Origin of the sequence: Macrococcus equi, assembly GCF_047426745.1 — a bacterium.
GTDB classification, from domain to species: domain Bacteria; phylum Bacillota; class Bacilli; order Staphylococcales; family Staphylococcaceae; genus Macrococcoides; species Macrococcoides equi.
In genome coordinates this window covers 439,931-455,805 of the sequence record NZ_CP179732.1, presented here as the reverse complement: position 1 = coordinate 455,805, position 15,875 = coordinate 439,931, and the positions used below count along the sequence as shown (strand labels likewise).

Here is a 15,875-nt window from a genome sequence, read left to right as displayed (position 1 = left end):
TGTGATGGGAACGTATATCTATAAGCATCATTTAGGCAAACGTACACTCAGTTTAATTCAGAACTTATTTACATCACTTGGAATAAGTCTTATGACAGCATTAATCTTTATGATTTATACCGGCGGAGAAATGTCCTTAGAATATAGGAGTTTTACTGATCATCAAGCAAAGACAGGTGCAATGATAGCCCTTGTGAGTGTATTTACAGTGCTATTTTTAGTATTAATGTTTATACCAGTGAAAAATACGATTAGACAAATATCATATTTCTATGTAGATAAAAATACATTTATACACTATTACGACGGAGATCAACGCACATTTGATTACAACGTAATAGGTGCAGTGCAGGTCAACAAGAATCATATTGTACTATATGATCACCAACAAATAGAGATGTATATTGCAAAGTTTGATGGAAATCCTAGTGAAATGTATAGTGCATTGAGTAGTTATAACTTTCCATTAAGTAATTAATAAGTGTAAAAAGTTTATTTTTTATTAAATCTGTCTATAATGATAAGTGTAAAATACTTTTTATATGAGGTGATTGATATGGCAGGCAAGAACCAGCACGTTGTTCCTAATCCAAATGGAGGCTGGGATGTTAAGGGTGAAGGTAATACGAATGCAACAAGTCATCATGAAACTCAGGCAGAAGCAATTGACGCAGCAAAGACAATAGCTCAAAACCAAAAATCAGAATTATTAATACATGGTAAGGACGGACAAATCCGTAAACGCGATTCATTTGGTAACGATCCATCAGATATAAAAGGATAATCATTAAACCTGCTTATGTGCAGGTTTATTTTTTCTCTAAAAGACAAGAATACCTCTTAAATTACAGAATATAAAATTTGATTATTCATTCCGCGGTCTAACGTTTGATAAAGTTGAAAGTCTTGTCGGAAAACCAAATAAAAGTGTTCAAGGTAAACCAGAAGTAACGACGGTTGATAATAAAGAAGTGAAAGTACCAACACGTACAAACACATACGGTCATTTAACAGTTAAGGGTGAGCTTGTTAAAGGTAAATATCGTGTGTTAAACATTGAATATAAATAATCACTATATAATAATTTACAAAAAGGGCTCTCGGTAGAGTCCTTTTTTCTTTAACATATTGTATATACTAACAAATTAAGTTAAATTTATTATAAGAATAAATATTTTAAGGAGATTTACATGAAAAAGACGATCATCAGCGCATTATTATTAACATCATTCATTAGCTACACACATCCTGCAGAAGCAAAATCGGTTAATCTTTGTGCAGCACCAGCTAAGACATATATGTCTACATCAATCTCTAAACCTTCGACTTTAAAGTCGATTCAGGCAGGTAGTTACGCCTTTCGTGGTGTGAAAATTAACCACACGTATAAATCAGTTATCGCAAAACTAGGTAAACCGGAGACGATGGAAATCAGACGTGATAAAAAGGGGACAACTGTATACGCTGATTATAGTGATTACGTATATACATTCCATTCTCCAAAACGCTATGCTAAGCAGGACGATCTTCCGGTGAAAGGCATTACGATGATACTGAATGGTAAGCAGCGCATCTTACAGACGGAACTAAAGAAGACATTAGGTGAATCAACACACAAAACACCTGTATTAGATGAAGTGATGACAGAAAGCTTTAACTATCTTCACGCAGAATATACAGAAATCTCAAATGGTTTCTTAGCAGAGAGTGTGACGATGGCAAGCCCTAAGTACTTAGATATCATTGATGCATATTACGGTGAAGAAGAGCATATCCCGTATACGAAACTTACTACGACAGCACTATCAACGAAAGACTTGGTTGCAATGAAGAAAGGGACATACACTTATAAAGGTGTGAAATTAGGAGATACGAATATCACTGTTAAGAAAAAGTTAGGAACGTCAAACAGAGAAGTGATAACGACTGAAAATATGGACGATGATGGCTATCAGTCACTTGATGCATATTACGGATCAAATGACTGGGTTACGCTAACTTATGATGCAGAGAACTGTGACAGTAGGTTCAAACTAGGGAGTATGTCATTTACGTATTATCAGGTGAAAGTAACAGAAGCGAAAATGCGACAAATCCTTGGTAAACCACTTGATGTATACTCAGAAAATTATATAGATGAAGAAACAGGTCATATGGTTTATGACAAGACATTAAGCTATAATAATATGGAAATCTATCTGACAAAAGTTGGTAAGACATATTTTGTAGATAGTATTGATTATACGAAGGAATAATATTAAAAGTGGTGATAACATTCACCACTTTTTTTATATATCAATATGTATATTTTAGTAATTATATGTAAAATATTTGATGATTATCAATGAAGTATCAAGTATAATAAAATTGAAAATATAGATCATACTAAGGAGTGCTAAAAAATGAAAAAATTATTAAGTACTATCGTTGCAGGAGGACTATTACTTACATCAACACCTGCTAATGCAGCAGTACCAAAAGCAACAGACTTACCGCGTGCAGTTAAAAGTTACGAAGCTTCAATGCTTAAGACAGTAAAAGCATATGACCGTGATGGATGGAAACCTGTTACGTTATACAAAGGACAGAAAGTAACTATCGTTCAACGTAAATACATCAATGGTTATGACTTTCTGATCACTAAAGGAAACGTATACTTCCCGATTTCAAACAGTACGGTAAAAATCATTAAACCAGTAAGCGGTAAAGTGAATTACGATGCATATCATATGACACCACAACTCAAACAAGAACTTAAAAAATTAGGAACAAGTCATAGAGATTATCAGGCATATAAAAAAGCCGCAGTGAACTACGAACGTGGATATAAAAAAACAGAAGGATACATGTTTGTTGATTTACTGGCAAGAACATTACACCATAATGAAATTATTCCAGGTGGTCTGGAAGCACCACCATATGTGACCTATAAATCTTGGATCGCTGAAAAAAGACCAAGCTACGACTATTCAGGATATAAGTGTAACGTCGCATCAAAATACAAAATCAATGTATTAAGCAATGCGTTTGTGAAAGAGTATATGAATAATAACTTCAATTTACGTGGTATGTATCCAGGTAAAGCTTGGAACTATAAAATGGGCATATGTAAATTAACAGGAACGAAATACGGTTACTTCTATTCTCAAGGGAATGTAGGTTATACATTTAAAGCAGGATATAAAATGAAAAACGTCGGTGTCATTCCAACGCAAAAAGTGACATACAAACAAGCAATTAATTTCTACGGGAAACCATCATCAGTACAATACGTAACAAATGGCGTACATGAAACTATTGCGACTTACAATGCTGATAAATATAATGGTTACAAAGTCGTTATGGGATTTGATAAGTACAAAGGCAATATGAAATATATGATTAAGTTTAAAGATTAATTTTTAAAGCACACGGCAGAATACTGTCGTGTGCTTATTTTTCGAGAATAATAAATAATAACTCAAACTAATCAACATTAGTGTATAAAGTTTTCTAAGATGTAAAATAACCTTTAAATACGTGATATTCCAATATATACTTAAATAGTAAATGGAAATTAAAATACTATTTTAAGAGGAGAAAATCATGAAAAAATTATTAGTAGCAGGATTATCTACAGCAGTATTATTAAGTTCTACATTTGTAGCAACTCCAAAAGCAGAAGCGGCAGAAGCTAACATTAACTATTTAAGCAGCTCGGTTGTAGCGAAAGCGAAAGCAGGGAAATTAACGAAGGATGGTATCCAAATAGGGAAATTGGCTTCTTACTATAATAAGTCATCTCGTTATTATAAAGAAGGTACACGTGAATTTGGAAAAGAAGATCCATGGTATTCAAGTCACGATAGAGCATTTGTGGACTTTCAAGTTAAAGTTGCATCATCGAAGCGTAAAGTGACGCGTATTGTAGATAGAGAGATTGATGACAAACGAACAATCGAGCAAGGTGAAATTGAAGGGAAATATGGCAAGCCTTTAAAAACTGATACTGTAATTGATAACAGAGGATATGCAATGAGAGTTGATATGTATAAATATATTACTTTCTTCTATAAATGGGATACTGATGAGCAAAAAGCTCCAATTTTAGATGGAGTAGTTATTATGCATAATACGACAAAGACTGCGCAACAAAAATGGTTTGATTATGCTACTAATGAAGCGGATTATAATGTTAATAATATGAATGAATATATCACTTCTAGCGAATGGGCTGGACTATAAGAATAATTTAAGGACTCTCTTTAATGAGGGTCCTTTTTTGTGCGTTGATTATTTAGTTTGATTTATATTTTTCTTATATGCCATAAATTGAACATACATGAGTAATAAGCTTGCTGGGATAAACACAGCGTATAATACTGTATCAAATAAACTTGTACTAATTGTAATACCGTAAATACTGAGTAGCAAGATAGAGATATAGAGTATGAATTTAAAGATTATTGAAATAATCAAATGTCTTCTACCATAAACTAATTCAATCAGTTCATCTACAACGTTACTTAATAGTGTTAAGGCGATAATACCATATATAAGATAGTCAGAAGCGGGTGCTCCGGTTGAGATATGTTTGTATATGTTTACTGCCAGGAACGTCACGATTAATACATACACATAAAAGAATAATTTGTTGTTCATGATTCACTGCCTTTCTTGAGTTTGTTCTATTATAACATTTAATAATATGGGTAAACATAAGGAAAATCCTTAATGGAGTGAGTATATGGAGATATCGATTCAGGAATTATATGATATTTTATTTGAAAACTTAGGACCACAAGGGTGGTGGCCGGCGGATAATCCGTATGAGATCATTGTAGGTGCGATTCTTGTACAGAACACAAATTGGCGGAATGTTGAGCGTTCGCTGGATAATTTACGTGGCGCAACCGAGTTTGATCCAGATAAGATTTTATCACTGGATATGGAGACATTACAGCAGTGTATTCAGCCGAGTGGTTTCTATAAGAATAAGTCGAAAGCGGTGCATCATATCTTTAGGTGGTTGAAAGAGCATGATTATGATTTTGATAATATCGATAAGATGTATGTAGATACGTTACGTCATGAGTTACTCGCATTACCTGGCATCGGACCGGAAACAGCAGATGTTCTGCTTGTCTATGTATTTGACAAAGTCATCTTTATCGCTGATACGTATACGCGTCGTCTATTTAAGTTGCTCGGAGTTGATAGCAAGAATTATAAAGAATTACAAGATGTCATTCAATTACCTTCAAGTTTCACACCGGCACATGCTCAAGAATTTCACGGGTTACTGGATGAATTCGGCAAGTGCTACTTGTCACCGAAAGGCGTTAAGGGTGAGACTTTCCTCGACGCTTATTTTAAATAATTTGTCATAAATATAGGCTCTCAAATATTTTAAAATTGTATATAATAAAGAAAATATACAATATTAAGGAGAACAGCATGAAACTTTTAAAACATTTAATGATTACACTCGTTACATTTGTAGTCCTTTCAACAGTTACGTCAACAGCTGATGCAGCAGGCTACTACTACAAATGGAAAGGCTATAGCGGAAACAGTGGAGGATACGTTACATCTAAACCATTCGTCAATGCCGTTAAGAAAGGCAAAGTTACGGTGAATGGCTATACGGTATCAAGCAAAGTAAGCGAGAAGTCACTCACAAAATCATCTCAAGTCATGATGAAATATGCACTTGGTAATCACAACTTAAAATCAAAATATTTAAAGCGTAAATACGATTCAGTGATCTTACTGAATGACAATCTAAAAACATTTGGTATTGAAATGCCAGTGAAAAAAGGAAAAATCACAAAACAACAATTTAAGAAAATTTACGGTAGTAATTATGCTGAAGCGCAAATAATCGAGAATGAAACAAGTGTTTATTACAAATTTAAAAATCACTACTTTGAAGGTGTGTTCGATAAAAAGAATCGTCTCATCCGTGTATCAATCAGTTCATTTGTCAGTGGAGAGTTTGGCAAAGAAATCGATGATATCTTATTTAACGGCTAATTGCATATCGAATAAGTAAGCCCCTCTTACACAAGAGGGGTATTTTTATTACATTTTAGTAATATCTTCGTAACACAATAGAAACAACAGTAATATATTTGTAATATAAAAAGAATCGTGGTAATATTATTTTTGCAACACCAACCATATTTAAAGGAGAATTTTTATGAACAAGAAAATTATTTTAACATCATTACTAGCAACGTCTTTAGTCGTACCAGCAACAATTACACACAACGCTGAAGCAACATCACAAACTGGTAACGTTGAAAAAGTGAACTTTAAAGTGGCTACAGCACAATTACCAGATGTATCTCAAGATACATTAAATGCATTAACAACTGGCGGTTTCAAATACAATGGTATCGGATTTGATCAAACTTACGCTGAAGTTGTTAAAGCTCAAGGAAAATTCAATAAAACAGAAAAATTTAATAAAAAGAATAGCACAACAGTTGTAGGATACTACGGTAAGAATAATGAATTAGTATTAGAATTTGCGAAGAATAAGAAGAACGCGAAAGTGGATGATTTAACATTAAAGCACATGACATTCGTAACTGAAGGTCAAAATTTCACACAACAAGCTATTGAAAATTACGCAGGTAAAGGGAAAGTCGTAGATTCAGGAGAAGGTTTCCTAATTAAAGATTATGGCAAAAACTTAACAGTACATTATGAAAAAGTGAATAACCAATTCGTAGCTTACACAGTAACAGAACACTTTACAGGTAAATAATGAAAGCTGTCCTATCTCATTAGAGGTAGGACTTTTTATATGTAATAACTATAAAATGTCATTTGTAATTATTGCTATTATTTTAAATAAATTAACTCTCGTGATAGACATTACATGATATAATTGTAAAAAAATACTAAGGAGTCATTATGATGAAAAAAGTGGTATTATCAGCAGTATTGTTAACTGGATTGGTTAGTCAAGTAGGTGTAGCAGATGCACAAGCACAGGTGAAACCATGTTATACAGCAAGTAACGTTCAAACTAACCAAGTGAATATGTTAGACAGTAAGACGATTAGTGCATTAAAGTCAGGAAAATACAGCTTTAATGGTGTCAAAATTGATATGACTTATAACCAGGTATTGAAGTTACTCGGAAAACCAAATAGAGAAATTATTGAACAAAACCAGTTCGGTAAAATGATTAACTTAAAATATAACAACCTAACAATCGCATTGTTCTCAAATAACCGCTATGCCAAAAAAGAAGCAGTGAAAGTGTATGATGTTGACTACCATTTTAAGAAAAAAGACAGACTTGATCTTAAGCAAGTTCAATCAAAATATGGTAAACCAAGTGAAATTGATTCAGGTGTTGATGTAAAGCAACTAAGATATAAAAACTTTACATTACAATTTGATAAATCAGGTAAGGCATGGAAGTTAGGCTCATTAAATGTGACGACAACAAAAGAACCTGTGATCAATGAAAAAACAATGGGAAAAAATAATCTCAAATCTAAAATAGCTAAAAACGGTGAATATACATTAACAAATTCTGATATTAAAAATATGGCAAAGGGTACATTTGCATTAAAAGGAGCAAAGCTAAATATGACAGCAGCTCAAACAGCGAAAGCAATGGGACAATCGCTTCAAGATCAAACAGTGATTACTCCATTTGGCGAAACGATTAATCAAGATCATGCATTTGGATCAGTGAACTTATTATATATTGGTAAAGATTGTACGAAACCGTCAAGTCTAAAAGAAATGACATTCGACTATCAAATGCGCGGATTAACGTTTAGTAAGATTGAGAGCCTGGTAGGTAAAGCAGATAAAAGCGTTAATGGTAAAAATGATACAACATATATAGATGGTATAGAACATAAAGTGAAAACAAGAACAAATACGTATGGTCATTTAATTGCTAAAGGTGAATACTACAGAGGACAGTGGCATGTGACGGAAGTAAAGTATAAATAGCACTAATTACTATAAGAAAAATTAAAACCGTTCTGTCTCTGAGATAGGGCGGTTTAATCATTTAGAGGAGGATGAAGTAATGATTTATTTACCGGATATACTAGATAAGAAGACGATAAAAAGGTTAAAAAAAGGAAAGTTTCATTATAATGGTGCGAAACTAACGATGACATATAAGAAAGTAAAGAATATATTAGGTGATGCACTAAATGACAAGCCAAGTTCTAATTACCCTGGAAATAAAACATACGATGCCACACAATTTCCTGAAGTTATTAGTTTTGCATTTGCGGGGAAGCCGAAATGGAAAAAGAAAAGGTTGAAGCTTGTATCAATTGACTATAATCATCTGGTAAGTCTTTATAATTTATCTTCAAAGGATATTAAGAAGACCTGGGGCAAGCCTGATAAAATTAAAAAGAACTCTTTTGATTGGGACATTGATGGTGAATTTGATACATACACTTATCGTTATGGCCATACATGGTTATGGTTTGATAATGATGACAAACTTTTTGCGATGACATACCTCGATAGAAAGTTACAGAAAAAGTGGGGAGAAATATAAGGTTGCCGGCGGATTTGCGATTAAAGGCGCTGTTAGAAATTATATAACTAGGCACAATAGATAAAAAGAGAAGTATAAAACAAAATCGTCCTATCTCACTAGAGGTAGGACGGTTATTTTATTGGAAACTATATCTATGAAGATTTAATGTATCTACATACCATTTAGATCCAACTTTTGTGAATGTTATATTAACATAATTGCCATAGTCATTTACTTTATAGTTACCACTTGTAGTAGTAGAAGTTGGTTTACCAAAGTATTTATTTACTTTAGATAACTCATACTTTGAGTGATTTATTTTAGAGATTGTAAAACTATCAATGATGAATCTACTTGAACTAGCTTTTTCTCCTTTAGCCATCGTTGAAACGAGCACACTGTTATCCAGTCCGTAAAAATAACTTCCAGCAGTGTATCCAAAACTACGTGTCACAGTAGAACTAGAAGGTTTACCCCATTGTTTAATCATTGCTGGATAATTTTGTCGTAACTTTAATCCGTAATATTTAAATGAAGCAGATTTCATTGCTTTAGCATTTGAATAGCTATAAAGATTAGGGAATACTGGATACTTACTTTTTAAAGCGTATGTGCTGGCTTGTGATTGAGGCGTAACGATAAGAAGTGAAAATAACATTATTAAAGACAAACTAATAATTTTTTTCATATAACGGCTCCTTTTGGTATTTGAAAATATTGTACTATATGTAAAAATAAATAGATAGTGTGGAATTACTAATTTAAAAATAATTATTACAAGGAGATAAAAATGAAAAAATTATATTTTAGCCTCATTGCATTAGTCGTTATTCCCTTTTTCATTGAAAGTAAAAGTGTAGAAGCAACAACTCATCCAGACACGTTCTGGCTAAACAAAAGTGTGGTTGATAAAGTAAAGAAAGGTAAATTCTCAATCGACGGCTTAAATTTAGGAACAAAACTTTCTGATTATTATTATCAGGGATATGATGTTATGGAAGATGACTATTTGCATCCTAAGAAAACCTTAAATGCTCTGAATTTAGTAAGATCTAATAGAGTTATAGGCTATACTCACTTTCAGGAGAAAATTCCTTTTTCAAAAAAGAGAGTGAACGAAATATATTATGACTTTAATGCTGGAGAGACAAATCACTTTAAAGTTACACGAAAACAATTTCTGGAGAAGTACGGTAAACCCATATACACTAGAAAAGTTTTATTAATGAAAGAATTTAACGCTTACTTTATATACGATTTTTATCCGAATTTGATTGTACAGAGTGGCAGAAGTAATAGCTATCCAAATGATTCAAGAATCAATGATCCAACATTTTTAGTATATGATATTCATTTAGTCAAGAGTCCCACGAAGTCTGATGTGTACAAATGGAAAAAGCTCTATGAAAAATATAAATATGTTTATGGACCTTTACCAGTATTAAAAAAGAATGAGTGGAAGTAGTGGAGATGAAATATTAGAATATCGAAGATAAAAAATCATGAGATTAGAGACATGTCTCTAATCCCATGATTTATTTTTTCCTAATATAGTTTGCATGATCGTCAAAGGCGCTATTTTTGACTTCCTTTGCCGTTTTATATACACCATCAGTATCTTGTACACCTAATACTTCAACCTCATTATTTTTATTGATAAAAAACTCGTACTCCCTAGGATCATTGTACAGTCTGACAGAAACGTTATATTTCATAGGCTCCTGTAATTTAAAGTCACGATGTCCAGTATAATCAAATGCTTCGACACCTTCTTTCTTTAAATGACTATATACTTTCTCCTCAATTTCATGAATCTTATTATTGATATGATGTTTATATGCAAACTGTGAAATAAATAATATATTTAGCAGGACACTGATGACTAGAACAATTTTTAAAAGTTTCAAGCTACTTTCACCTCATTCACAAGTTTAATTATAGTTTTATTATAATATGAAATAACTGTTATAAAAACGAATATTTGTATTTTAATAATTTAAAGTTTCTGAATAACATTTAGTACTTACCATTACGACTCCTAGCTTAGGCTGGAGTCTTTTTTTATTTCAAAAATAATATTAAACAAATATAGATTTATAAAAAATAAAAAATAATAACGTAGACTTTAATGCGAGATTGGCATAATGACAAGAAATAAATATATTTACACAAGAAATCGTGTAATAATTAATTCAAATAAAAGTTATTTTTGGAGGATTATTATGAAAAAATATTGGCTAGTTCAATCGCATTAACGATATTAATGTCAGGTGCACAAAATGTAACACAGGAACAGACCGCTCATGCTGCACAAAGCAAAACAACGTATAAAACGATTACGAAGAAGAAATATTTGAAATTTAATACTGTTGAAGAGAAAACAGATACTTTACCAGTTGGTAAAACAGAAGTAAAAGTTAAAGGTAAGAAAGGCTACAAAGTTCTTGCCTACAAACAAACGATAGTCAACGGTAAAGTTATTAAAACAAAGTACTACAAGACAATTAAAAAAGTAAATCCGGTTAATCAAGTTGTGTTGGTGGGAACGAAAAAAATAGCACCAGTTGAAAGAACAGAAGTATTGGTTATTAAAGAACCGCTTGATTACCAAACAGAATATAGAAATGATCCTACTCTTCCAAATGGTGAAATTATTGAAATTAGAGCAGGAGAAAAAGGTGTACGTGAGAAAGCCTATAATCAAAGAATTATTGATGGAGAAGGTGCTTTATTCTCACCTGCTTATGTTAGGTTAGTCAAAGAACCAGTAAGTAGAATTGTAAGAATCGGAACGAGAATAGAAAGTATGATTACATCTGGAATCGATACTAAGCATCAAGATGGTCGATTTAATGTAGATACGCTTGGAAGTTATCACGGTTATCTTGTAGGAAAAACAACATTCAGAGGCGATAAAATTACAAAAGTTAATTTAAAAGTTGATAAGCCCCTTAATGAACTTGCTTTAGAATCAGATGATGCAAAAGCTCAAAAAGCCGCAGATATAAATTTAATTAATAAAGTTAATATTAATAGCAATAATTTATTAATATGGATGGAAGCAAATCATCGAGCAATTCAAGCATTTAATAATAATGAAATCTTTAATAATCAAAAGTTTAATGATGAGATGGTCAGATTGATTAATATAGATCGCACAGCGAAAGGATTAAATCCGATAGCATACCGTAGTTTTATGCAAGCAGGTGCTGATATTCGTGCGAATGAACTGGCTCAATATGGTGATATTTATGTAAATGGTAAAGCGCATGTAAGGCTTAATGGTGATTTATATAAAACAGCATTTGAACCTGAAATAACAAATAGGGTATTTGGAGAAAACACTTTGGCACGATTTTATAGTGGAAATCCTTATGAGCTTGTTTATGAAAAATATCTGGCGAAGCAATGCTTTGAGCAATGGAAGGGATCTGCTGGACATTATGCTTCAATGATGGCACCTGATTTTAAAGGTGTTACAACATCTATCAAATTAGGTGTAGGTAATGATAGAGCTACTTACATAGTTGCTAACCAAAACTTTTCAAGAGAGTAATAATTGGTAGTCAATTTTTATAAAGAACTTTTTAATTACGGAGGTGACAATATGGCGAGTATAGGTGATGCAGAACGTTATTTACGTGATCAAGGATATAAGGATGTCAGATTTGTTCGCATGGATGGGAAGTACTTTATCTTTGATGCAGAATCGACTTGGAATGGTCGTGTGACAGTAGAGGTTGAAGAAGAAATTTTTGGGTTCTCAAAACGAGAGATATAAGTAATTAGAAGGTAATCACTAATTGGACTACGTCAGATAGTGAAGGATTAGAGTATTCAATTAGCCGGTGACAAAAGGATAAAATCTTAAATTTCAAAATTATAAAATAAAAGGAGAATAAAATATGAATCAACAGATGGTACAAAAATTGACCATAGGATTGTAGATTTTTATAAGAATGCGGCTTTCTTTTATGAACGTGATTCAAATGGTGGAGGCAACTATTTAATGGCGGTAGTTCATTATGGAGATTTCTTTAAACAAAAGAAAAATGCTGATATTTATAAAAAAGTAGTAAAAAAAATCAATAAGGGTTATTACCATGAGCCATCAGGTGATTATGATATAACTCAGGAAACATGGGATAGAGTTAAATAATTAAATACTTCCTGGACAATGTTCAGGAAGTATTTTTTTGTTTAAATATTGAAATAACAAAAAAGTAAAATATACTAATTATAGAACTAGTTATCCAATATCATACATATACATAAGAAAATTTATTGAAAGTTGGTATAATAATGAAAAGGCTTCCATTAATTATATTGTTTATTTTATTAATTTTAGGATGTAGCAATCACAAAATTACAAAGCAAGATGTTAAAAAGGAAGAGAAAATAGAAAGCTTTATCAAAAAAATAACAAGAAAATATGGGAATTTGGAGTAGGTTAATATGGTACTGAATCCAAAAAAGTTCTTCAATAAAATACAGAGTAATAGAATAAATCAGCAAAAATATTTATTTGAGATTGACCGATATATTGAAAGATTATTAAATGATAATGAAGCTAAATATGATTATAATGACCTTTTAAAACTCAAGCAGAAATATAATATTGAAAATGATGATTTATTTTATCAAAGATTAGAAAAAGATACATTCTTGAAATACGGTCATCTTGTTGATAATAATTTAGTCAACTATGTTTTTAAAGATACAGAATCTATACAGGAGTTTGATAGATTAGAAACAGTCATTAATATTTTACCGGATGAGCGAAAAGAGAAAGGTATGATGAATACTTTAAAAAAAGTACGACATAATTCAAGATTAGTCTATGCACCATTAGAAACAATTAGAAGTAATTTTTCTCTTATGAATCTTCAAAAGAATGAATTTGTATATCTACATGAAGATTATGCGAGTTGGAATGAAACAAGGATACAAACTGTAAGACATTCATCTGGTGGAGGAATGAGTTTTGGTATTGGCTACGGTATTAGATTAGGAAGTGGATCTGGACGTAGCTACTACAGTAGTAAAGAAGTGTTAAAGGAAATTATTAGCGGTCATTTGATCATTACAAATAAAAGAATAATAATTTATTCTAATCGTGCTTCGAAACAAATATTACTTAATAAAATAATATTGATGGATTTATATAAAGATGCATTGGTCATTCATAAAGGAACACAACATTCCGTAATATTAAAGTCAAATTTAAGTACTGTCGCGTTGTACGAATTTATTATGCGAATATTTAACGAATATTCTTGAAATAAATGATATATGTATCAATAAATACTTTTAGTTATACTATTATTAAATATAGGTGGTAAAAATATGAATAGTGAAATTGAAATTTGGTTTTCAAAAGTTCAAGCTATGCCGAATATTCCTAATTCAGATACAGAAGATGGTTTCATTGACTCTTTAAAATTAATTTTAGATGCATTGGAAAATGATGTTAACCCAAATACTATATTACAATTTAAAGGAAGTAAAAGTAAAAGAACGCTTAATGAGTTATGTATTTATCTTAAGCCCGTAGGTATAGTCAAAAAAGAATCTTCAAATGGAAAGTGGATTATTGATGAAACATGTAAAGATTGGAAATTTACTATATTTAAAGAAAAATTAGCTGTTTTATTTAGTGAAAGAATTAAATACTTTTCAGAATTGCTTGATTTCCTGAAAACTCCAAGAAATAAACATGAAATTCTTGAGGATTCTAGAACATATAATTTGTATTGGAAAGAACATTCCCAAATATACTCGCGATTACTTTGGATGAGAGATTTAAAATTAGTTGAACCTATTGTTTATGAAAATAAATTTATCATAACAGAAAAAGGTTTAAAATTTCTATCGAACAATCCAGCAATAGATAGAAATATTATTATAGATATTAACTTTGATGAAACAGAAAAAGAAAATGATTTTGAATTTAAAGAATGGGAATATAATTTAATTAATTTTAACTGGAAAGATAAAGAAAGAATTCATTCAATTTCATATATACCAGGCGGTTATAAAACGGCAGTTTATACTATATTAGACGTTTTAAATTCATGTAGGAATGTCAGCAATGATGAAATTTTGAGGGATTATATTGAGAAGACATTTGATGTAAAGGGGAAATTTGTATCACACTTATTTACATTTTTAACAAGAATGCAATTATTAGATAGATTAGGTATTAAAACTTATAAAACAAGTGAAATTGGCGTTAAAATATTAGAATCATTTAAACCTGATTTAAGTTTAGTTTTTATTTTGCACAACACATTTTATTATGTATTGGAAATACTAGTGGAGTTAGATAATCAACCAAGATCAGTTAAAGAACTTACTTCACTAAGTGTTACAAAGTATAGTATGGAAAAAGAGTCGATAGATCAAATAAGAAAAAGGTTATCTTTTCTTAGAAATGCTAAATTGATTATGGATGATAAAGGTAAAAAGATTTGTCTTACAAAAAGAGGAGAACTCTTAGTCAAAAAAATTTATGAATTAGATATTGATACCACTGAACAAACAGATAATAACAAAGAAAGTACGGATATCTCTATCTTGAGTGAGTTAAGAATTAGCTCGGTAGACTCATCGCACCCAAAGCAGTTTGAGAAAATAGTTAATGACTACTTTACAATGTTAGGCTTTGAAACAAAATATTACGGGAAAAGTGGAACAACAGATATTCTTTTAACTGCTCCTACCGTTCCTAAATTTTCTTTTAAGGTTGCAGTAGAAGTAAAAACAAATTGGGAAGGAAAAATCACAGAGAAAATCATCAATTTTGATACATTAAAAGAACATAAAAGAAAACATGGTGCAGACTATATGGTTGTGATTGGCAAAGAATTTGTAGGGGACAGGGTTTTGGAAAGAGCAGTAACCAATAAAATATTATTCATTGATATAAAAGCCTTGGAAGAACTATATAAAAATCATAGTCGATATCCTCTTCAACCTGTTGAATATAAACCTATTTTTGAACAATATGGTTTAGTGGATTTATCTGTTTTAACACCTGAATACATCGAACAAGATAGAAGAAGGAAATTATTTCAGTCAATAATAAAAGTATTAATTGATAATAGCAATGATTCATATTCTAAAGGATTGCTTTCAAGAGATAATATATACTTCTTAATAAAATCAAATGAAATATTTAAAGATATACCTTTAGAAGAAGATGAATTAATAAACATGTTAAATCTTTTATCAAATCCTCTAATAGGATGTGTAGGAATTGATAAAACTTCAAAAAAATATTATGCCAAAGGATCTATAGATGACGCTGCTCTTAAGTTTAGCATTTATTATAATACAAATTATTAAAAACGAGGGTATT

The 15,875-nt window shown here is 31.2% G+C and carries 19 protein-coding genes; 16 read left to right on the top strand and 3 right to left on the bottom strand.

Annotated elements, in window-relative coordinates; translation table 11 throughout:
• The first annotated feature begins 4 nt into the window (after positions 1-4).
• The 5 genes from ACMGE6_RS02330 to ACMGE6_RS02310 all read left to right on the top strand — a co-directional run bounded on the left by ACMGE6_RS02330 (position 5) and on the right by ACMGE6_RS02310 (position 4,224).
• The gene (locus ACMGE6_RS02330; protein WP_414054312.1) at positions 5-478 is read left to right on the top strand and encodes a hypothetical protein; all 474 of its coding nucleotides are present in this window, start codon (positions 5-7) and stop codon (positions 476-478) included.
• A 78-nt stretch (positions 479-556) separates the two neighbouring features.
• Positions 557-784 carry a DUF2188 domain-containing protein gene (locus tag ACMGE6_RS02325; protein WP_414054311.1) on the top strand — a complete coding sequence of 76 codons (228 nt, stop codon included), beginning with the start codon at positions 557-559 and terminating at the stop codon, positions 782-784.
• Between the two features lie 406 nt (positions 785-1,190).
• A complete protein-coding gene (locus tag ACMGE6_RS02320; RefSeq protein WP_414054310.1) occupies positions 1,191-2,255 on the top strand; it encodes a hypothetical protein in 1,065 nt (354 codons plus the stop codon).
• 147 nt (positions 2,256-2,402) lie between these two features.
• Positions 2,403-3,398, top strand: coding sequence for a hypothetical protein (locus ACMGE6_RS02315; protein WP_414054309.1), 996 nt, complete (start codon positions 2,403-2,405; stop codon positions 3,396-3,398).
• Between the two features lie 187 nt (positions 3,399-3,585).
• A complete protein-coding gene (locus ACMGE6_RS02310) occupies positions 3,586-4,224 on the top strand; it encodes a hypothetical protein (RefSeq protein WP_414054308.1) in 639 nt (212 codons plus the stop codon).
• Between the two features lie 48 nt (positions 4,225-4,272).
• Here the strand turns inward: ACMGE6_RS02310 and ACMGE6_RS02305 are convergent, their stop codons facing one another.
• Positions 4,273-4,641 carry a hypothetical protein gene (locus ACMGE6_RS02305; RefSeq protein ID WP_414054307.1) on the bottom strand — a complete coding sequence of 123 codons (369 nt, stop codon included), beginning with the start codon at positions 4,639-4,641 and terminating at the stop codon, positions 4,273-4,275.
• Between the two features lie 85 nt (positions 4,642-4,726).
• On the opposite strand from ACMGE6_RS02305, the gene ACMGE6_RS02300 reads away from it, so the two are divergent.
• The 5 genes from ACMGE6_RS02300 (at position 4,727) to ACMGE6_RS02280 (ending at position 8,533) form a co-directional block, all read left to right on the top strand.
• Positions 4,727-5,359, top strand: a complete 633-nt coding sequence (locus ACMGE6_RS02300; protein ID WP_414054306.1) for an endonuclease III domain-containing protein — start codon at positions 4,727-4,729, stop codon at positions 5,357-5,359.
• A 77-nt stretch (positions 5,360-5,436) separates the two neighbouring features.
• Positions 5,437-6,015: an immunodominant staphylococcal antigen IsaB family protein gene (isaB, locus tag ACMGE6_RS02295; protein WP_414054305.1), complete on the top strand. Its 579-nt coding sequence runs from the start codon at positions 5,437-5,439 to the stop codon at positions 6,013-6,015.
• 166 nt (positions 6,016-6,181) lie between these two features.
• On the top strand, positions 6,182-6,754 hold the full coding sequence (locus ACMGE6_RS02290; RefSeq protein ID WP_414054304.1) for a hypothetical protein: 573 nt from the start codon (positions 6,182-6,184) through the stop codon (positions 6,752-6,754).
• Positions 6,755-6,906: 152 nt separating this feature from the next.
• Entirely contained in the window at positions 6,907-7,965 is a 1,059-nt protein-coding gene (locus tag ACMGE6_RS02285) for a hypothetical protein (protein WP_414054303.1), read from the top strand.
• 79 nt (positions 7,966-8,044) lie between these two features.
• Positions 8,045-8,533: a hypothetical protein gene (locus ACMGE6_RS02280; RefSeq protein WP_414054302.1), complete on the top strand. Its 489-nt coding sequence runs from the start codon at positions 8,045-8,047 to the stop codon at positions 8,531-8,533.
• A 118-nt stretch (positions 8,534-8,651) separates the two neighbouring features.
• Here ACMGE6_RS02280 and ACMGE6_RS02275 read toward each other — a convergent pair whose 3' ends face one another.
• On the bottom strand, positions 8,652-9,203 hold the full coding sequence (locus tag ACMGE6_RS02275) for a hypothetical protein (RefSeq protein ID WP_414054301.1): 552 nt from the start codon (positions 9,201-9,203) through the stop codon (positions 8,652-8,654).
• Between the two features lie 102 nt (positions 9,204-9,305).
• Between ACMGE6_RS02275 and ACMGE6_RS02270 the strand changes: the two genes are divergently transcribed.
• Entirely contained in the window at positions 9,306-9,980 is a 675-nt protein-coding gene (locus ACMGE6_RS02270; protein ID WP_414044960.1) for a hypothetical protein, read from the top strand.
• A gap of 70 nt (positions 9,981-10,050) precedes the next feature.
• On the opposite strand, the gene ACMGE6_RS02265 is transcribed toward ACMGE6_RS02270, so the two are convergent.
• A complete protein-coding gene (locus ACMGE6_RS02265) occupies positions 10,051-10,422 on the bottom strand; it encodes a hypothetical protein (protein WP_414054300.1) in 372 nt (123 codons plus the stop codon).
• Positions 10,423-10,724: 302 nt separating this feature from the next.
• Here ACMGE6_RS02265 and ACMGE6_RS02260 point away from each other — a divergent pair, with 302 nt between their 5' ends.
• From ACMGE6_RS02260 to ACMGE6_RS02240, 5 genes are all read left to right on the top strand, one after another.
• Positions 10,725-12,071, top strand: a complete 1,347-nt coding sequence (locus ACMGE6_RS02260; RefSeq protein ID WP_414054299.1) for a G5 domain-containing protein — start codon at positions 10,725-10,727, stop codon at positions 12,069-12,071.
• A 51-nt stretch (positions 12,072-12,122) separates the two neighbouring features.
• A complete protein-coding gene (locus ACMGE6_RS02255; protein ID WP_414044956.1) occupies positions 12,123-12,296 on the top strand; it encodes a hypothetical protein in 174 nt (57 codons plus the stop codon).
• 228 nt (positions 12,297-12,524) lie between these two features.
• Positions 12,525-12,674 carry a hypothetical protein gene (locus tag ACMGE6_RS02250; protein ID WP_414054298.1) on the top strand — a complete coding sequence of 50 codons (150 nt, stop codon included), beginning with the start codon at positions 12,525-12,527 and terminating at the stop codon, positions 12,672-12,674.
• 296 nt (positions 12,675-12,970) lie between these two features.
• Positions 12,971-13,795: a hypothetical protein gene (locus ACMGE6_RS02245; RefSeq protein ID WP_414054297.1), complete on the top strand. Its 825-nt coding sequence runs from the start codon at positions 12,971-12,973 to the stop codon at positions 13,793-13,795.
• Positions 13,796-13,861: 66 nt separating this feature from the next.
• A complete protein-coding gene (locus ACMGE6_RS02240) occupies positions 13,862-15,862 on the top strand; it encodes a restriction endonuclease (RefSeq protein WP_414054296.1) in 2,001 nt (666 codons plus the stop codon).
• The last annotated feature ends 13 nt before the right edge of the window (positions 15,863-15,875 follow it).